The organism is Acerihabitans arboris (assembly GCF_010131535.1).
GTDB lineage: Bacteria > Pseudomonadota > Gammaproteobacteria > Enterobacterales > Enterobacteriaceae > Acerihabitans > Acerihabitans arboris.
Genome location: NZ_WUBS01000007.1, coordinates 20,208 through 39,782 on the forward strand (window position 1 = coordinate 20,208; position 19,575 = coordinate 39,782).

16 protein-coding genes are annotated in these 19,575 nt (G+C 60.0%); 5 read left to right on the plus strand and 11 right to left on the minus strand.

Annotation, left to right across the window (positions count from 1 at the left end; genetic code table 11):
• Positions 1 to 68 precede the first annotated feature (68 nt).
• Entirely contained in the window at positions 69 to 308 is a 240-nt protein-coding gene (locus GRH90_RS10805; protein WP_162365962.1) for an AraC family transcriptional regulator, read from the plus strand.
• 186 nt (positions 309 to 494) lie between these two features.
• Positions 495 to 1,649 carry a cobalamin-independent methionine synthase II family protein gene (locus GRH90_RS10810; protein WP_162365963.1) on the plus strand — a complete coding sequence of 385 codons (1,155 nt, stop codon included), beginning with the start codon at positions 495 to 497 and terminating at the stop codon, positions 1,647 to 1,649.
• A 49-nt stretch (positions 1,650 to 1,698) separates the two neighbouring features.
• On the opposite strand, the gene GRH90_RS10815 is transcribed toward GRH90_RS10810, so the two are convergent.
• From GRH90_RS10815 to GRH90_RS10850, 8 genes are all read right to left on the minus strand, one after another.
• Positions 1,699 to 2,826 carry an iron-containing alcohol dehydrogenase gene (locus GRH90_RS10815; protein WP_162365964.1) on the minus strand — a complete coding sequence of 376 codons (1,128 nt, stop codon included), beginning with the start codon at positions 2,824 to 2,826 and terminating at the stop codon, positions 1,699 to 1,701.
• 357 nt (positions 2,827 to 3,183) lie between these two features.
• On the minus strand, positions 3,184 to 4,362 hold the full coding sequence (locus tag GRH90_RS10820; RefSeq protein WP_162365965.1) for an acetyl-CoA C-acetyltransferase: 1,179 nt from the start codon (positions 4,360 to 4,362) through the stop codon (positions 3,184 to 3,186).
• Between the two features lie 14 nt (positions 4,363 to 4,376).
• Positions 4,377 to 5,735 (minus strand): MFS transporter, encoded by a 1,359-nt coding sequence (locus GRH90_RS10825; protein ID WP_162365966.1) that lies wholly within the window; start codon positions 5,733 to 5,735, stop codon positions 4,377 to 4,379.
• A 22-nt stretch (positions 5,736 to 5,757) separates the two neighbouring features.
• Positions 5,758 to 6,402 carry a CoA-transferase gene (locus GRH90_RS10830; protein ID WP_162365967.1) on the minus strand — a complete coding sequence of 215 codons (645 nt, stop codon included), beginning with the start codon at positions 6,400 to 6,402 and terminating at the stop codon, positions 5,758 to 5,760.
• Positions 6,389 to 7,063, minus strand: a complete 675-nt coding sequence (locus GRH90_RS10835; protein WP_162365968.1) for a 3-oxoacid CoA-transferase subunit A — start codon at positions 7,061 to 7,063, stop codon at positions 6,389 to 6,391. The genes GRH90_RS10830 and GRH90_RS10835 overlap by 14 nt, the downstream gene beginning before the upstream one ends.
• 2 nt (positions 7,064 to 7,065) lie before the next feature.
• A complete protein-coding gene (locus GRH90_RS10840; RefSeq protein WP_162365969.1) occupies positions 7,066 to 8,235 on the minus strand; it encodes a thiolase family protein in 1,170 nt (389 codons plus the stop codon).
• Between the two features lie 47 nt (positions 8,236 to 8,282).
• Positions 8,283 to 9,128, minus strand: a complete 846-nt coding sequence (locus GRH90_RS10845; RefSeq protein WP_162365970.1) for a beta-keto acid cleavage family enzyme — start codon at positions 9,126 to 9,128, stop codon at positions 8,283 to 8,285.
• 235 nt (positions 9,129 to 9,363) lie between these two features.
• A complete protein-coding gene (locus tag GRH90_RS10850) occupies positions 9,364 to 10,311 on the minus strand; it encodes an enoyl-CoA hydratase/isomerase family protein (protein ID WP_246235987.1) in 948 nt (315 codons plus the stop codon).
• A 383-nt stretch (positions 10,312 to 10,694) separates the two neighbouring features.
• Between GRH90_RS10850 and GRH90_RS10855 the strand changes: the two genes are divergently transcribed.
• Entirely contained in the window at positions 10,695 to 12,350 is a 1,656-nt protein-coding gene (locus GRH90_RS10855) for a putative transporter (protein ID WP_162365972.1), read from the plus strand.
• 438 nt (positions 12,351 to 12,788) lie between these two features.
• Positions 12,789 to 14,330: a PfkB family carbohydrate kinase gene (locus GRH90_RS10860; protein WP_162365973.1), complete on the plus strand. Its 1,542-nt coding sequence runs from the start codon at positions 12,789 to 12,791 to the stop codon at positions 14,328 to 14,330.
• Between the two features lie 68 nt (positions 14,331 to 14,398).
• On the opposite strand, the gene GRH90_RS10865 is transcribed toward GRH90_RS10860, so the two are convergent.
• Complete coding sequence (locus GRH90_RS10865; RefSeq protein WP_162365974.1) at positions 14,399 to 15,091, minus strand: N-acetylmannosamine-6-phosphate 2-epimerase; 693 nt, start codon at positions 15,089 to 15,091, stop codon at positions 14,399 to 14,401.
• Positions 15,088 to 16,650: a PTS transporter subunit EIIC gene (locus GRH90_RS10870; RefSeq protein ID WP_162365975.1), complete on the minus strand. Its 1,563-nt coding sequence runs from the start codon at positions 16,648 to 16,650 to the stop codon at positions 15,088 to 15,090. Before GRH90_RS10870 ends, GRH90_RS10865 begins: the two co-directional genes overlap by 4 nt.
• A gap of 172 nt (positions 16,651 to 16,822) precedes the next feature.
• Here GRH90_RS10870 and GRH90_RS10875 point away from each other — a divergent pair, with 172 nt between their 5' ends.
• Complete coding sequence (locus GRH90_RS10875; RefSeq protein WP_162365976.1) at positions 16,823 to 17,653, plus strand: MurR/RpiR family transcriptional regulator; 831 nt, start codon at positions 16,823 to 16,825, stop codon at positions 17,651 to 17,653.
• Between the two features lie 114 nt (positions 17,654 to 17,767).
• Here the strand turns inward: GRH90_RS10875 and GRH90_RS10880 are convergent, their stop codons facing one another.
• Positions 17,768 to 19,369: a GMC family oxidoreductase gene (locus tag GRH90_RS10880; RefSeq protein WP_218586237.1), complete on the minus strand. Its 1,602-nt coding sequence runs from the start codon at positions 19,367 to 19,369 to the stop codon at positions 17,768 to 17,770.
• Positions 19,370 to 19,575 lie beyond the last annotated feature (206 nt).

Below are 19,575 nucleotides of genomic sequence, written 5' to 3' on the forward strand. Positions count from 1 at the left end.
GGTGAAACTGCTTCGCGCGTCTTTGCCTACAATGCCAATGCCGACAATCTATGTGCCAACGCTCTGCCTTGGCGCCGATCACCATTCGCGAAATTCTCTACCGCCTCCTGACCGGGCCGGGCGGCGGCTTCATCCGGCATATGGCGCGGGCAGACAGTCGGCTCAATCAGATCGCCCGTGCGATTGTCTGGATCAAGACACACTTTCGGGAATCTTGTCGCATCGAACAAGCCGTCGGGATTGCCGGCATGAGTCGCTCCGCATTTCACCTTCACTTCAAGGCCATCACCACCCCATCACCACCATGAGCCCCGTCAAGTTCCGCACTCATTTGCGAATCCAATCATCAAACGCAAACTCGCGAGCTTGCCCATATCGGTGAAAGCCGCTTCTTTTGCATAAAAGCTTCATATCGGTTAACTTTCCTATTACAAAATCACCATGCCCCGTGGTTTAGCCCACGCAAAAGACAAAAATATCAAGGGAGTTTGTACGTGTCGCAACAACAACCGCGCATTTTAACCACCCATGTAGGCAGCCTGCCGCGCCCAACCCGATTGCTTGATCTGATGAAGGCCAATATTGAAGGCGCCGGCAATCAGGCCGAACTTGAAACCTGTATGCGGGAATCGGTCATCGAATCAGTTCAACAACAATTGGCCGACGGTATTGATATTGTCACCGATGGCGAAATGTCCAAAGTCGGTTTTTTTGCCTATGTACGCGATCGTATCTCTGGTTTCGAGCCTCGTCCGGGCATGGGCTATTCAGCCTTTGACGCTGAAGTGGAAGCGTTCCCCGAGTATTATAGGGAGTATTTTGGCGCGGCGATGCTGGGCGGCAACCTGGTGCCTTTCGTTCCGGTAGTCTGCACCGGGCCGGTGTCATACCATGGCGTCGCGCAGCTCAAGCGCGACCTCGCCAATCTGGCGCAGGCGCTGAAAATAACGCCCGCAACGGCTGCGTTTGTCCCTTCCGTCGCGCCTACAGGCGTTGGCGGCAATGCTTTTTATCAAAAAGAAGGTGACTACCTGTCAGCCGTGGCCGAAGCCCTGCGCGTGGAATATAACGCCATTATCGATGCCGGGTTTCTGTTGCAGATTGACGACCCCTTTTTGCCCGATCTTTTCGCGGACCGAAATCTCACCAGCGCCCAGATCCGCCAGAAAGCAACCGATTATGTCGGTATCCTGAACCATGCGCTGCGCGGCATCCCGCAGGAGAAAATACGCTATCATACCTGCTATAGCATCAATGAAGGCCCACGTATCCATGATGTGCCTTTTATTGAATTTGTACGTTATATGCTGGACATCAATGTAGCGGATTACTCATTTGAAGCCGGAAATGTTCGTCATGAGCACGAATACCATATATGGGAACAGGTCAAATTACCGCAAGGAAAACGCCTGATCCCCGGCGTCATCTGCCACGCGAGCAATACCGTGGAACACCCGGAATTGATCGCGGAACGCTTGATTCGCTTCGCTGAACGGGTTGGCCGGGAAAATGTGATAGCCGGCGCTGATTGTGGTTTTTCCTCACAGGCAACCTATAAAACCGAGGTGCACCCGACCATAGTCCGGGAGAAGTTCAGGGCATTACGCGCCGGGGCGGATATCGCCAGCAAGAAATTATGGCAACGCTAAGCGTCCATGACGCGGGCTCGCGGCGGCATTCGCCCGCTTGATTACGCCGTCATTCAATGCGGAATGCCTGTTCGATCATCTTCCGGCGCTGCGCCGGCGGATACTCAAGCAGTGAATTCTTACTATTGGATTTTTCCAGGCTGACCGCCAGCTCCCGCCGGCTGAGCGGCAGATCGTCCCGCCAGAATGGGGCGATGGCGTGGCGGGTGATAAATTCAAGCAGATAACGCGCCGGGTTGTCCCGCCGGTCGGGGAACAGCCGGGCGGCCAATCCGGCCATCAGCGCCCGCTGCCGCGGCTGTTCGCTTTCCGCCAGCAGCGCCAGGAACGGCAGCAGCAGGCGGCCGCATACCTGCCCATGGTGATAGCTGCGCAGGGCGCCGACTTCGCCGGCGATGCCGTGGATCACCCCCAGCCCCGCCATGCTCAGCGTCAGGCCGCCCAGGTAGGACGCCTGCATGATAGCTTCGCGGGCATCATCATCGCGGTTTAACGCCGGCCAGGCCTCCAGGAAAAGACGGATGCCGGTCAGCGACATCTCACGCGACAGGGCGCTCGCCGTTTTGGACAAATAAGCCTCGAATAGATGGGTGAAGGCGTCGATGGCGCAATAGGCCAGGACGCGATCAGGCGCGCCGGCCAGCAGCTGCGGATCGAGGATTGCCACCTGCGGCACGAAGTTGTTGTGGCGCAGCGAGGCCTTGACCATATTGACCCGGGTGTCGGTGACAACGGCGTTCTGCGTGACTTCACTGCCGGTTCCGGCCGTGGTGGGTATGGCGATCACCGGCAGCGTTGCGCCGCTCACCCTGCTGTCGCCGACTTTTTCCATATAGCGCAGCGTCGGCAGCGGGTGCTCCACCAGGGCGGCAAACGCCTTGGCGGCATCCAGCACGCTACCGCCGCCGATGGCCACCACGCGCCGCACTTTACCGCGCCAGCGCGCAACCCACTGGTCAATATCCCGCGGCGACGCCTCGTGACCGACGGTCTCGGTGCCCACCAGCAACAATGCCAGCGTTTCCGCCAGCCCCGCGTGTACCGCGCCGCCAAGGAACGAACGGCAGCTGAACAATAGCGTCGGCTGCGGATCGGCCTCCAGCAAGGGAATCAGCTGGTTAATGCTGCCGGCGCCGAACCAGGTTTGCCGGTTGGCGATCATCAGGCTGGTAGTCATGTTCTTTCCTCGGCGCGCGGTAAAACCACAGCATAATGCAGCGTTGTCAGGCAGACCAGGGCTTTTGTCATCGACGGCGACCCTGGCCGGCGATGTTTTCCCGGCAGCTTTGCTAGGGCGCGATGGCATGCCGCAGTGAAATTTGCCATCGGGGCTGAGACTCGCCGCACCCATGAAAGCGGGTCATGGACATGTGATCATCGGGTTCGTTACCGATATCGGTTAACACAAACACGCGGGGCCTGGAACGGAAAGGTTTTGGCGGCTGAGGCGGTAAATAAGCTAAGAAAGGTAATTACAATGATTTTTTGGACGCAGGCGCATTATTACCGCGATGATTCCTGCGGTTAACCGCGGCTACAAACGCTCGATAATCATCGCCACGCCCTGCCCGCCGCCGACGCAAAGCGTGGCCAGCCCCAGCGTTTTGTCCCTGGCGGCCAGCGCATGCAGCAGCGTCACCAGGATGCGGGCGCCGGACGCGCCGATGGGGTGGCCGAGCGCGATGGCGCCGCCGTTAACGTTGGTGTTAGCCATATCCAGCTTCAGTTCGCGGCTGACGGCGATAAACTGGGCGGCAAAGGCCTCGTTGGCCTCAATCAGATCGAGATCCCCGACCGTCAGCCCCGCCTTGCTTAACGCCAGCCGGGTCGCCGGCACCGGGCCCATCCCCATCACCGCGGGATCGACCCCGCAGGCGGCATAGCTGAGGATGCGCGCCAGGGGTTTAACCCCCTGGGACCGCGCCCAGTCCTCGCTCATCACCACCAGCGCCGCGGCGCCGTCGTTAACGCCGGACGCATTGCCGGCGGTTACCGAGCCGGCGGGATCAAATGCCGGCGGCAGCGCGGCCAGGCTTTCCGCCGAGGTATTCGCGCGCGGATGCTCATCCACGGCAAAAATGCTGTCGCCCCGCTTGCCTTTCACCGTAACCGGGATAATTTCTCGCCGGAAGGCGCCACTCTCAATCGCCGCCGCGGCCCGCCGCTGCGAAAGCAACGCCGCCTCATCCTGATCCTGGCGGCTGATATGCCAGCGTTTGGCGACATTCTCCGCGGTGATCCCCATATGGTAATGGTTGATGGCGCAGAACAGGCCGTCGTTGACCATGACGTCGGTCACCGACTGGTCGCCCATGCGGTATCCCCAGCGGACATTGTTCAGTACATAAGGCGCCGCCGACATGTTTTCCATCCCACCCGCCAGCGCCACATTCGCGTTACCGGCGGCGATGCCCTGCGCCGCGTAAATCACGCTGTTCAGGCCGGACCCGCATACCATGTTAACGCTGGTCGCCGGCGTGGCATCCGGCAGCCCCGCCAGCAGCAGCGCCTGGCGGGCGGGGTTTTGTCCCAGTCCCGCCTGCAGTACGTTACCCAAAATCACCTCATCGACCGCCGAGGGCTCAAGGCCGGCCCGGCCGACCGCTTCCCTTATCACCAGCGCCCCCAGCTCGGGCGCGGTGATGGCGCCCAGGCTGCCGCCAAATTTGCCGATAGCGGTACGCACCGCGCTGGCGATAACAAGTGATGTCATAATTGCCTCTTAAGTTAGCTATTATCAGCGGCGGTACCGGCTTCAACCGGCGTCACGTCGGTCAGCCAGATCAGCAGCAGCGCCACGGCCCCGACCGCCACCAGCAGCAGGTAGGCGCCGGTATAGCCGCCCAGATACGCCAGGCCGAAGGCCAGGATGGAAAATGCAAAGCAACGCACCACGGATTGAATGGGATGCACGATGCCGAGGGCGCGAACGTAGAGACGGCGCGGGAACTTGGTGGCGATAAGCGATGTGCTTAAATTGGTGGCGCCGGGCAGGCTGAAGCCAATCATCAGCAGCGAGACCCACAGCGTCACGCCCTGGTGGGCGAACAGGTTGATCACCACCGCCGCCATCCACCAGCCGGTGTAGGCCAGCAGCGCGCGCTTGACCCCGATCCGTTGATTGAGCCAACCCCAGCCGTAGGCCCCCAGGGTGCCGAACAGCGCCGACACGGACATATAAAAGATGGCGGTGTTCAATTCGTAGCCCAGCGCCATCAGCCGGGGCACGATCTGGCTGACCACGCCGACCAGCATGATGTAGATGGCGCCGGTAGAGAGCCCCATAAACCAGACGTCGCGCATGCGCAGCAATTGCCAGACGCCCAGCGGACAAACATAGCTGTCGTGCCGGCGCACCCGCTCGCCCACTTCGGCGGCGGTGACCCGATCGTTATCCGGGGCCAGGCCGACGTCCTCGGGTTTATTGGCGACGAACAGCAGCACCAGCGCGGCCATGATAAACATCAGCAGCGAGATACCCCAAAAGCCACGGCTCACCCCCAGCCAGATAAACAGCGCGGCCAGCGCGGGGACAAAAAAAGCGCTGGAAAAGGTCTGACCCACCGTGCACCAGCCCAACGCCAGCCCGGCCTTGCGCACAAACCAACTGGTCATCACGGCGGTGCCGCCCACGTAGGCAAAACCGGTGCCGAAGAAACATACGCCGGCGAACAGCAGGGTAAAGCCGATCAGCGATCCGCAGTGCCCCAGCAGGCCGAAGCATATTCCGCAGGCGATTAAGCAAAGGATGATATTGAATTTGGCCCCTTTCTTCTCGCACAGCCAGGCGCACAGGGGGCCGGCGGGAATAGATGCCCAGGAGGCCGGCGTCGCCAGCGCCAGCAGTGTGTTGTAGTCCAGGCCGTAAGTGCGCGACAGCGCGGGCAGCATCACGTTCAGGCCATGGGTCACCGCGCCGGCGGCCAGCCAGAACATTACCGCCTGGAAGACGATAAGGACCCAGCCGCGCGCGCCGAAACCGTTGCCGGCGGCGGTGCAGGGAGGCAAATCCTCCCGGCTGGGACAGTCTGCGATTTTTTCTAACACAATGTTATCTAACGCAATATTATTTTTGTTCCCAGTCATAAAATTCCATCCCCGCGGCGTATCACGCCGGCATAACGGCCAATCGCCCGGCGACGATCAGCCGGGGTTCGACCTGGCGCTGGATATCTTCGGGCGTTAGCCCTTCCAGCAGTTCAACCAGCACCAACCCATCCTGCGTGACGTCAATCACACACTGCTCGGTGACGATATGATCCACGCAGCCTTTGCCCGTCAGGGGGTAGCTGCATGCGTTGACGATTTTCGGCTCGCCCTGCCGGGTACGGAGTTCCATGGTGATGATCACCTTGCGGGCGCCGTTGACCAGATCCATCGCCCCGCCCATGCCGAAGACCCGACCGGGCTGCGCCCAGTTGGCCAGATCGCCGTTTTCCGCCACCTGCAGCCCGCCCAGCACCGCGGCGGCCAGCTTGCCGGAGCGAACCAGGGCGAAGGATTCGGCGCTGTCAAACGCGCTGGCGCCGGGCGCCGGCCTAAAGCGCATGGCGGTGGCATTGGAAAACCCTTCCACCGCCAGCATTCCCGAGACCAGAGGCCCCATGCCCACCAGGCCGTTTTCCGTGTGGATCATGACGCCGGGCAAGGCGTAATCACTGCACAGGCTGGGAATGCCGATGCCCAGGTTAACCACGTCGCCGGCCGAGAAATAGCCGGCGGCGCGCCGGGCTATCCTGTCACGCGCGTTCATTGGCGAGCTCCTTGGTTGTCAAAATGTTGCTTACATAAACGCCGGGAGTGACAATGCTATCCAGGCTCATCTCATCCACGTCCATCAGCATGTCGGCCTCCACCAGCGTCAGGCCTGCCGCTTTCGCCACCAGCGGGTTAAAGTTGCGCATGGTGCCGCGATAGGTCAGGTTGCCCAGCGGATCGGCCGTACGGGCGCGGACCAGGCTGATATCCGCCCGCAGCGCCGTTTCCAGCAGATAGGCCTCGCCGTCCACCATGATCAGCTGTTTGCCTTTCTCCACCACCGTGCCGATGCCGGTTTTGGTCAACACCCCGCCCAGCCCCGCGCCGCCGCAGCGTATGCGCTCAGCCAGGCTGCCCTGCGGCACCAGTTCCAGTTCAATTTTTCCGGCGTCCACCAGCGCCACCGTTTCGGTATTACGGCCGATATGCGACGCAATCAGCTTGTCCACCAGGCCGAGATGGATCAGGCGGCCCACGGTCAGATCCGCGTCGCCGGAATCGTTGGATATCAGCGTAAAATGCCTAGCGCCGCTGTCTATCACACATTGAAGCAGGCGATTCGGGACGCCGTGGTTGGCGAAACCGCCGCACATCAGCGTCTGTCCGTCTTTAAACAGACGGGTGATATCGTCCGCGGACGTTAATTTTCCCAACATGATTATTCCCTCGTCAGCAGCACCGCCACACCCTGCCCGCCGCCGACACAAAACGTGATAACGGCGTTGTTCAGATGGCGACGCCGCATCTCATAAACGGTTTTCGCCGTCAGGATGGCGCCGGTACCGGCCAGCGGATGCCCCAGGGCGATAGCGCCGCCGTTGGGATTAACGCGTTCCGGATCCATGCCGATCTCGTGAATACAGGCCAATGACTGGGCGGCGAAGGCTTCGTTCAATTCCCATAAATCAATGTCCTTGACGGCGCGGCCGGTCTGTTTCAGCAGCTTCGCGGTGGCGGGAATCGGGCCAAGGCCCATGACGTTGGGATCGACACCTACCGCCGCGTAGCCGCGGAATACGGCCAGGATATCCAGGCCGGCTTTTTCCGCCGCGCCGCGTTCCATTAACACCAGCGCGCCTGAGCCGTCGCTCATGGGCGAACTGTTGCCGGCGGTGACCACCCCGTCGCTGCTGAAACTCGGCCGCAGGGCGGCCAGGGTAGCCAGGGAACAATCGGCGCGCACCGATTCGTCACGGGTAACAAGGGTTTCCCGTCCCTTTTTGTCCATCAGCGGCACCGGGACAATTTGCTCGTCAAAGCGCCCCGCCTGCCAGGCGGCGCTGGCGAGCCGGTGGCTGCGCACGGAAAATTCATCCAGCTGCGTACGGGTGATTTCATAACGCCGGGCGATATTCTCGGCGGTTATGCCCATGGAGGGGTTGCCGATGCGGTCCGGCGACGTGTGGATGTCGACAAAGCGCGGCGGTAGTACCGACCAGGCGGTGTCGGTCTTTTCCAGCGACCAGGTACGGCGCGAGTCGCTTTCCACCCCGCCGGCGACAATGACCTCGGCGAAACCGGCCATGATTTGCATCGCGCCGTAAGCCAGGGCATTGAGCGAGGCGGCGCACTGACGGTCGAGCGTAATTCCCGGCACCGCCAGGGGCAGTCCGGCCTCCAGCGCCACCATACGGCCCATATTATTGATTTCGTTATTCATTAAATTGGCATAAATAACATCATCGATGCGCGCCGGATCGATTTTCGCCCGGCGCACCGCCTCCTTGACGGTCAGCGCGCCGAGAACATGCGCCGGCACCGGCGCCAGCGCGCCGCGACAGCGGCCAATAGGCGTACGAACCGCGGAAACAATGACTGCTTCTCTCATAACCACCTTCTTTATCCAGATTCAATCCGCCCGCCGGAACGGGTTCGCTAGCGCCGCAGCGCGGGGATGCCCAGCATGGCCCTGGCCTGGGCGGAGGTGGCCACCTGTTTGCCGGATAAGCGCACGGCCTGCGCCGCGCGTTCCACCAGCTGTGCATTGGTGGCCTTGATGCCTTTGCTGAAATAGACATTGTCTTCCAGTCCCACCCGCACATGCCCTCCCAGCGCCAGGGCGGCAAACAGGATCGGCAGATGGTGCCTGCCGACGCCGAAGGCTGACCAGGTGGCGTCGGCCGGAATATGCGCGACCAGGTAGAGCAGGTTCTCCACCGTGGCGGGCATGCCGCCCGGCACGCCGAGGCAGAATTGATAATGCAGGGGGGACGACAGTTTGCCCTGCCCGGCGAAATAGTCGGTTATGCCCAACATGCCGCTATCGAAGATTTCGATCTCCGGCTTGATCGCCCGCTCCGTCAGGATTTCACCCAGTTGCCCCAGGAACTGGGGCGAGTTGATAAATACGCCCCCGGGCATCCAGTTAAACGACCCGGCGTCCCAGGACGCCATTTCGATGCCATCCAGACCGGCGACATGCGCCATCCGCTGCGCGTCGCTGGCCCGACTGTCGCCGGAGGTGGTGCAGTTGATGATCACGTCGCAGTCGTGGTGGCCGCGCAGCAGGCGGATCGTGTGGGCAAACTTATCGCGGTCCATGGTGCCCAACCCGCGATCGTCGCGCATATGGAGATGCACGATGGCGGCGCCCCGCTGCCAGCACTGATAAGCGTCCGCGGCAATTTCTTCCGGTGTCAGGGGAATATGTTCATTGATATCTTTTGGAGTTACCGCGCCGGTCAGGGCGGCGGAAATAATAACGTCGTTTCCTGTGTTCATAGACCCACTCCCGCGCATAGCCATTAATGTTAAATAAGCCGGCATCGCGCAATATGCAGGCTGTAAATTTAGTTTCGCCACCTATTTCATGGTCCGGCGGTTTTTATTTACCGCCGCCTGCTTGAGAAAGATGTTGAATTTTACATGTGACGATCCCCGGCGATTAAAATAAATAATCGGCCCATGGCGATAAGCGATCTTTATTATTTCCCGGGTCTGCCGGGACCGTCGGCCCTTACTTTATTTCGTTTTCTTCCTGTCCGCCGCCCAGCCGTGGACGAACGACCTTGCCTTTTTTCTCGGCGGCCATGACAAGTTCGGCCTCTTCATGCGCCCAGTTCCAGTAGTTGACTTCATGAGGCGAGTGCTCGGTGGCGGTCACGAACATTTCGGTGGCGAAGGCGTTGCGCAGCTCGTTGGCGATGTCTTCCTTCCAGGCCTTGCGCAGTTGCTGCGTGGTGATGCGCCGGGTAACGCGGGTGCCGGTGCGCATGATAAGCTCGGCGATTTCCCGGGCCCGGTCATAGCATGCTTCCGTGTCAGGGCAAATTTCGTTGACCATGCCGAGGGACAAGGCCTTGCGGGCGGTGATGATCTCGCCGGTCAGCTCGGCGTAGGCAAATCTCTTGCGGCCCATCAGCTCGCGCCAGGCAATCTGGATGCCGTCGCCGGGCACCATGTTGACCCGAAAGTGCATGTCGGTGGTCCAGGCGTCCTCGGTGCACAGGGTGATATCGCTGAACAGCACCAGGTCGGTGTGGAAGGCGGCGCCGTTCCATACGCCGATGGTGGGAACCTCGATATCGAAGACCTGGCCTTCGATGTCGTTGGTGCCATCATAATATTGATACTCGTACATCTTCCACGCTTCTTCCGGCGCGGAGGCGAACTCGGTGGCCGGCTGCCATTTCCCCTGCCCATCCAGCCGGCCGATGCCCTTCATAAAGTCCTTGCCGGTTCCGCCGAGGATGATGACCTCGTTTTCCGGATCCCGTCCGGCCCAGTCGAAGAAATAATGCAGGGCCTGGTGCGCGGGGGCTCCCCACTGCAGGCTGTCGCCGTTGGTATGCAGCCGGGCTTCGAGGATGCCGTTCGTGCGCTTCATGGTGAAACAGTGTTTGAGTTTTTCCGCATATTCTTCAAATGGCATAGGGGGAATGGTGCCCAATTCCTTATGTGACATTTCTTTGCGTTTTCCGTGATCAGATTCATAATTGGCTCTAATCGTCATGATTGACTCCTTTTTTATTAAAGTTTAGTGAAGCGCATCCGACCCTTTCATCAACGTTGGCGATCCATTTTTTGCCTGACGCGAATTAAGTGATGTCTTTTATATGTTAGGGTTGGGTGCTTCCCGACGGGAAAAACATATCATCGCCCATCAAACCCCAGAAATTCTTTTAATTTTTTCGGTTATGCTGTTTCAACATAACCCGGTAGGCGCAGGCGCGGGATAATAAAAAATAAACCAGCGTTATGAATGTTTTGTGCTCTCCACCCCATTTCCCCGGCCGTGCCTCTGACAAAATCCTTATCTATAACCTCAAGATTCTCCAGGGATGCTTAATGAGTGATATTGCACTAACGGTCAGTATGCTGGCATTGGTGGCGGTGGTCGGGTTATGGATAGGCAACTGGCGAATCTACGGGGTGGGCCTGGGCATCGGCGGCGTACTGTTCGGCGGCATTATCGTCGGCCACTTCGCCCAAACGGCGGGGTTGAGCCTCAATGGCGATATGCTGCATTTTATCCAGGAATTCGGCCTTATCCTGTTTGTCTATACCATCGGCATCCAGGTCGGGCCGGGGTTTTTCTCCTCGTTGCGCGTGTCCGGCCTGCGCCTCAACCTGTTCGCCATGCTGGTGGTGGTATTGGGAATGCTATTGGCGGCCGTTATCCATAAAGCATTCGACGTGCCGTTGCCCGTGGTCCTCGGGGTGTTTTCCGGCGCGATAACCAATACGCCGGCCCTGGGCGCCGGACAGCAGATCCTGGCCGATCTCGGCACCGAGATGGTACAGATTAACCAGATGGGGATGGGGTACGCCATGGCATACCCCTTCGGCATTTGCGGCATTCTGCTGACCATGTGGCTTATCCGCTTTGCGCTGCGCATCAATATCGATCGCGAAGCCGAGCAATACGACACCGACAGCGGCGCCAGCCACGCCCAGCTGCAGACCATGAATATCCGCGTCATCAACGCCAACCTAGAAGGGCTGGCGATCCAGGATGTCCCGGTGCTGAACGGTAGTGAAATCGTCTGTTCACGCTTAAAACGCGGCGAGGCGTTGATTGTGCCGCTGCCCACCACCGTTATCCAAGGCGACGATCTGCTGCATCTGGTCGGTTTGAAAACCGATTTGGAAAAAGCGCGCCTGGTGATCGGCCAGCAGGTCGATACCTCGCTTTCCATGCAGGGCACCGACCTGCGCATGGAACGGGTGGTGGTGACTAACGAGAAAGTTCTGGGCAAAAAGATCCGCGACCTGAATTTTAAACAGAAATACGACGTGGTGGTATCGCGCCTGAACCGCGCGGGAGTGGAACTGGTGGCCGGCAGCAACGCCAGCCTGCAATTCGGCGATATACTCAACCTGGTGGGCAGGCTGGAGTCGATTAACGCCGTGGCCGCTGTGGTGGGCAACGCGCGGCAAAAACTTCAGCAGGTGCAGATGCTGCCGGTATTTATCGGCATTGGCCTTGGGGTGGTGCTGGGATCGCTGCCTTTGTATGTTCCGGGGTTCCCCGCAGCGCTGCGCCTGGGCTTGGCGGGCGGGCCGCTGGTGGTGGCGATTATCCTGGGACGCATCGGCAGCATCGGCAAGCTGTATTGGTTTATGCCGCCGAGCGCCAACCTGGCGCTGCGCGAGCTGGGCATCGTGCTGTTCCTGGCCGTGGTGGGACTTAAATCCGGTGGGGATTTTGTGCATACCTTGATAAACGGCGACGGATTATCGTGGCTGGGTTACGGGGCGTTGATGACCGCCATCCCGCTGATTAGCGTCGGTTTGCTGGCGCGGGTGGTGTTCAGGATGAATTATCTCAGCCTGTGCGGCATGCTTGCCGGCTCGATGACCGACCCACCGGCGCTGGCTTTCGCCAACGCCCTCCACGGCACCAGCGGCGCGGCGGCGCTCTCCTACGCCACCGTTTATCCGATGGTCATGTTCTTGCGTATCCTGTCGCCCCAGTTGCTAGCGTTGATTTTTTGGGTATAGCGGCGGCGGGTTCCCAGCAACGGCATCGGCCGCGTCCTCCCCGGCGGGAATTTTTTGTGGCAATTTCTGGCGTTGGCTGACGGGAATGTCAGGAAAATGTCAGCCTGGCGTTGGTGATAAGCGGCTACACTGGCAAAAAAAACGGATACCGGGCATTAACGTCGCCATGATTAACTTAATCATTTTCCTACTTCACCTCGCTTAAGTGAGCCGGCCAGGGTGTTTGCCGGTTTAAACAGTCTATCGGCGGGCACCTGACCCCAGCATGACGCGAAGATAACATTTTTGTCAGATAGTCCATTTACGCATCACGTCCGGATATTATTCGCCGCGCAGGCGCCATTTCTGACAGTGATGTCAGCCCGCGGTAAGCATCATGACCAGATAATTGCCATAAAATAGCGCCACGGCGCGCCTCCGGGTACAGGAACCACGACTATGCATGTCAATATCATTCATGAAATGCTTCAATGGCTGGAATTATATTTGGAAAAGGGCCTGTCGCTGGATGCGGTCTCCGAAAAGGTAGGCTACTCCAAATGGCATTTGCAGCGGGAATTCAAAAAAAAGACCGGCCGGGTACTCGGCCACTATATCCGCGAACGCAGGCTGTCCAAAACCGCGCTGGCGCTGCGCCTGACGCATCGTTCGGTATTGAACATCGCGCTGCACTATAACTTCGATTCGCAACAGACGTTTACCCGTGCGTTTAAACGGCAGTTCGGCATGCCCCCCGGCAGCTACCGCCGGGGAAATATCGCGGATATGACCGAGATGTGCCCGCCGATTCAACTGCCGGCGATTGCTCCCCCGGAACCTGAGTTTATCCATTTGCCCGGCAAGCAATTACAGGGCGTGACGCATCGGTTTTCCAGCACATTGGAGCAGTATCATCATCAGCAGGAGCGACAACGCCGGCTATTCTGGGAAAGCTACCTGGCTAAAATGGATAGCCTACCGCCGGTAGTTTATGGCCTGCGCCGTTCGCAGCCCAGCAGGGACAAGGATGATGAACTGGTTACGCAGTTTGCCACCGCGCTATCGGCAGACGAGACCCTGGGCGACGCATCCTCCGGCGACGCTATCTATATCCAGCCAGGACAATATGCCCTGTTTCGTTATGTTGGCGGCCTCGACCGATTGCAGGATTTCATTTTGTCGCTGTATAAAAGCAGCCTCCCGTCCTATCAGCTGATTGGCACCGGGTGTTCATACAAGTTCGGCGGCAAAGGCGGCAACCAGGCCATCGCCGCGGCCAAGGCGGGGGCCGGCGTGGCGTTCCTGGGCGCCGTGGGCGCGGACGACAACGGCCGGTTCCTGATCGCAACGCTGCGGGATTGCGGCGTCGACACCACGCATATCGAAACTATCGGCTCGATAGCGTCCGGCATGAGCGTGGCCATGACCGACGCCGAAGGTGATTATGGCGCGATAGTGGTCTCCGCCGCCAATACCCGCATCAATACGGACAGATTAGCGCATGATGACGTCTGGTCGGGCGTCGGCATGCTGATTTTACAAAACGAAGTGCCGGAAAGCGTCAATTTATCCGCCGCGCGGGAAGCCCGCAGGCGTAAGATCATGGTGTGTCTAAATGCCGCGCCCGCCACCGCGCTTTCCGCTGATTTCGAACGATGCATCGACGTATTGGCGGTCAATTCGGTGGAGGCGCGCGATATGTCCGGCGTGGCGGTAAACGACCTTGATTCAGCCGGCGAGGCGGTCTTAGCCTTAAAAGCGCGGTTCCCCATCGTGATGGTCACCGCCGGCGGGCATGGAGTCGCATTTTCCGATATCGCTGATGCTTATGCGTTTTTTCCAGCGGAACCCGTAGAACTGGTCAGCACTCACGGCGCCGGCGATTGTTTTATGGGCACATTTTGCCAGGCGTTTAATGACGGCGCACCGCTCGGCGAGGCGATTAAGGCCGCCAACCACGCGGCGGCAAAACACGTTTCCCAGCCCAAGACCGATTCGTAGCGGCTTTACCCTGCCCTGCCGGCGGCAGGTTATGCCTGGCATTCCCCAGTCATGACCGGCAGGCCCGTTTAGCCCGGCAACGCCGCCACAAAACGTTCGGTGATCTGCCTTGGGCGCGTAATCGCCCCGCCCACCACCACCGCATGGGCGCCGAGCCGTAGGCAGCGCGCCATCATCTCCGGCGTGGTGATATTGCCCTCCGCAATCACCGGTTTATCCACGGCGGCCAGGACCGCGCCGAGAAAGGCGAAATCATCCATCGGCAGCGTGCGGCCCCGGGTTTCCGCGGTATAGCCGTGCAGGGTGGTGCCGATACAGTCGAAATCCAGCGCCGCCGCGGCGCGCGCCTCGTCCACGGTGGCGATATCCGCCATTAACAGCAACTGCGGATAGCGCAGGCGAATGGTGCGCACCAGGTCGCCGAGCGTGACCCCGTCCGGGCGCGGATGCGCCGTGGCATCCAGGGCTATCATCGCGGGGGCGGCGGCCATCAACTCATCTACCTCGGCTATGGTCGCGGTGATATAGACATCGCAGCCGGGATAATCGCGTTTGAGAATGGCGATCACCGGTAACTCCACGCCGGCCATAATCGCGCGCACATCCGCCAGGCTGTTGGCGCGGATCGCCGCGGCGCCGCCCTGTTTCGCCGCCAGGGCCATGCGGCCCATGATAAAGTCGCTGTGTAAGGGCTCATCTTCCAGCGCCTGGCACGACACCACCAGTTGTCCTCTAATTGCCTCCAGCATGGAACGACTCATAACGCCAATATCTCCTCAATTTCATTTTTAATCACCGTCACGTGCGGCCCGTAGATAACCTGTATGCCTTTACCATGCCGCACCACCGCCCGCGCGCCGGTCTGTTTCAGCACCGCTTCGTTGACCCGCAGGCCATCCTTCACCGTTACCCGCAGGCGGGTGGCGCAGCAGTCCAGCTCGCTGATATTGTCCCTGCCGCCCAGCGCGCTGATGACCAGCGCCGCCCGCGAGCCTCGTTCGGCAGGCTCTCCGTCGGCTATCGCCGCATCGTCTTCGCGTCCCGGGGTTTTCAACTGAAAGCGGGTAATCAGGTAGCGGAACGAGAAGTAGTAAAGGAAGAACCAGGGCACGCCCACCAGCGGCACCAACAGCCAATGGGTTTTCGCTTCGCCTTGCAAAATACCGAACAGGATAAAATCGATAAACCCGCCCGAAAACGTCTGGCCGATGGTGATGTGCAGCATGTGCGCCAGCATAAAGGCCAGCCCGTCGAATACCGCGTGCAGCACATATAGGAACGGGGCGATAAACAGGAACGAGAATTCAATAGGCTCGGTGATGCCGGTCAGGAACGAGGTCAGCGCCGCGGAAAGCAGCAGGCCGCCGACCCGACTTTTATTTTCCGGTTTCGCCGTGTGGTACATCGCCAAACAGGCGCCCAGCAGGCCAAACATCATGGTAATAAAGCGGCCGGACATAAAACGCGACGTGCCGGCATAGAATTGCGCGGTATGCGGATCGGCCAACTGGGCAAAAAAGATGCGCTGCGTGCCCTCCACCAGCTGTCCGTTGATGATTTCACTGCCGCCCAGCGCCGTGGTCCAGAACGGCAGGTAGAAGATATGATGCAGCCCGAACGGCCCCAGCATGCGCAGGATAAAACCATACAGGAAGGTGCCCGGGTAGCCGGTTTGATCGACCAGTGCGCCCAAACCGAAAATCACCTTCTGGAAGTGCGGCCACACCACCACCATCACGCCGCCGAGCACGATCCCCGCCAGGGAACAGACGATGGGCACAAAGCGCGAGCCGCCAAAAAAACCGAGGAACTGCGGCAGGGCGATCTTATGGTAGCGCTGATGCAGCCAGGCGCTGGCCAGCCCCACCACCACGCCGCCGAACACGCCGGTTTCCAGGGTTTGGATACCCAGCGACATTCCCTGTCCCACGGCGCCGGGATTGCCGGCGGCCAGCTGGCCGGACAGGGTCAGCAGCGCGTTGATGGTGGCGTTCATGATAAGGAAGGCCAGCAGCGCGGCGAGGCCGGCGGTGCCTTTATCGTTACGCGCCAGGCCAACGGCCACCCCCACGGCAAACAGCACCGCCAGGTTGGCGAAGACAATGGTGCCGGCGCTGCTCATCACGGCAAAAATACCCTGCAGCCAGGCAATGTTGAGGAACGGATACGCGGTGATGGTGTTGGGATTTGAGAGCGCGCCGCCAATGCCCAGTAATAATCCCGCCGCCGGCAATATCGCGATCGGCAACATAAAGGATTTGCCGAAGCGCTGGGCTTTCTCGAACCAGGCGCTCTCGCCGCCGCTGTGAAATAGGGACATGAAAATTTCCTTCGGGAATCCAAGTATTGATGATAATTTTTACCACTATAAAATAAAAAAGAAATAATTATCGTCATAGCATTTAATTATCCGCCCGGGACAAGAATCGGCTGGTGAAAGTCCCGCCGTCAGGCCAAACTACGCTTCCAGGCCAGGAACCAACGAGGATCGGATGAACGAAAAAGAGAATCTGCTGCTGAATCTCAGGCTGGATATGCCGGGCCTGAGCCCGGCGCTGCAAAAACTGGGGGGCTTTGTGATGCAGCAGGCGGAACGCGTGCTGTATATGACCATCACTGAACTGGCGCGGGAAAGCGACACCAGTGAGGCGACCATCACCCGTTTTTGCCGTCACCTCGGCTGCAAGGGTTTCACCGAATTTAAAATGGCGCTGGCCATCAACCTGCAGCAGGCGGCGCCGGCGCAGCCCGATGAAAGCCGCGACGATATCGCCACGCTTATCGACGAGTGCGCGCTGGCGCTGCGCGATACCGGCAGGTTAATCAAGCGCGGCAATCTGGACGCGGCGGCGGACCTGCTGCACCATGCGCGCCATATACAGATCTTCGGCGTCGCCGCCAGCGCCACCATGGGGGATTACCTGCACTATAAGCTGCTGCGGCTCGGCATGCCGGCCCAGGTATTCACCGACGCCCATCTGGCCGCCATGAACAGCGTCAGCTTTGCCGCCGGCGATGTCACGCTGGCCATTTCCAGCTCGGGCTCGACCCGCGATGTGCTCTATGTCGTTGAACAGGCGCGCAAACGCGGTAGCCGCATCATCGTGCTGAGCAACACCTCGCGCAGTCCGCTGGCCGCCATGGCGGATGTGCTGCTGGTGGCCGCTAAACCGGAAGGGCCCTTCACCGCCGGCGCCCTGCATTCCAAGGTGGGCGTCATGCTGTTGGTGGAGCTGGTGATTATGTCGCTGCTGAAGTGCGACCCGCGTTACGCGCGACGTAGCCGGGAAACGGCCGGCGTCACCCTGCCCATGCTGCTGTAGGCGGTCATATTTATTTCCTATGACGGTTTTCCCGCGCATAAAACCGTCATTTCACGCCCAGTCCAAACCGCGCCATGCCGTAATCCCTGATTTCTCCCGCGCGCCGCCCCGCCGCTAGATGCGATAGTCGGCCTTGATCATTTCCGCCGCCCTTTCGCCGATAACCACGCACGGTGCCATCGTATTGCCGCTGGTGACATCGGGCAGGATCGAGGCATCGGCGAGGCGTAGCCGATCGACGCCGTAGACTTTCAACCGGCCGTTGACCACCGACATCGAATCACGCCCCATCTTGGCCGTGCAGCACTGGTGCCAGTAGGTAACCGCCGAGTTACGCACATAGGCTTTCATCGCCTGGGGACTGAGTTTGCCCGGCAGGACCTCACCCTTTACCAGGGTGTCGAAGACGGGGGCGTTGCCAAGTTCACGGCAAAGCTCGATATTGGCAAACGCCATCCTGAGATCGTCCGGATGCGAGAGCGTATTGGCTTCTATCCGGATCGGATCGTCCACATCTGGACCGGAAAGCAGAAGCAATCCCCGGCTCTTGGGGTGGGCAAGGCCCGCGAACATCGTCCATCCGTGCTCGGGCACGCCCAGGGCCGCCGTTTCCGCGCTCGGCACCGGGAACTCGACCTGGCAATGGAACATATCGGGACGCGCCAGGCCGGCATCGCTTTTCCAGTACAGCGTGGCTTCGGAACCGCCATGTCCGATCGGCTGCGGTTCGCGGTACTCGAAGATGCAGCCGAATGAAACGTGGTCCTGGTGGTTCCGACCCACGCCCGGCAAATGCTGCAACACCGGGATGCCGTGCCGTTGCAACTCTTGCGCGGGTCCGATGCCGGACTGCATCAATACCTTGGGCGTTTGGATCGCGCCCAGGGAGAGAATGACTTCATGCTCCGCCATATAACGACGCGTCGTCGAGCCCTCGATCGCCTCCACGCCGACGACCGCTTTGCCCTGGAAAATCAGCCTGCTCACTAGGGTCCGCGTCAGTACCGTCAGGTTGGGCTGCCCCATTAGCGGATACACATACGAACGGAAAATAGAGGAGCGCCGCCCGTCCTTGATGATCAGATCGTTGATCGCCACGCCCCCCCGGCCTTCCATCATTTCCCCGTTGGGACTTTCGAAAGCCGGTAGGCCCAGGGACTGGGCCGCTTCCACCATCGCCCTGGCGATCGGCTGCGGTTTGGCGGCGGACTGCACGTGCACCGGTCCCCCCACGCCGCGACGTAACGGATCGGGGATGCCCTGCCAGTCCTCGATACGGCGATAGATCCCGAGGACCGATTCGTAGCCCCACCCCTTATCCCCCGCTTCCGCGGCGTAGTGTTCCCAGTCGTTTCGATGCCCGCGCGCCCACACACAGACATTGATACTCGACCCGCCGCCGAGCACCTTGCCCATGTTAAGGGGGATGGCCCGGCCGTTCAAATGCGAGTTAGGCTGCGCGAAAAATGCCCAGTCACGCTCCGATCCCAGGTTCAGGGGCCATTGGGCCGGGTTCATGACTTCCGACACATCGTCGCTGCCGCCGGCCTCGATCAGGAGCACGCGCACCTGCGGGTTCTCCGCCAGCCGCGCCGCGACGACCGAGCCGGAAGGCCCGGTCCCGCAAACGATGAAGTCGTATCGTCCATGCACATCGCTGCCGTCCATGTCCACTGTCATGGTGGTGGAATTTTTCTCAGGGGTAGAATGGGTCATCAGGGCACTCCGTCTTCAAGTCTTATAGGTGGACCGGGAGGCAGCGCGAGATTCGGACGAACCATGTAATGAAGAGACGACAACTCCGGCGCCCGCTGCCAGCGAACATGATCGCCGCGGTTTGCGCGGCGCGGAGAAACTATATGATCGGGTATCAATTATGTCAAATATATCAAATTTTACCGATTTTTCATAAAAAATTGATA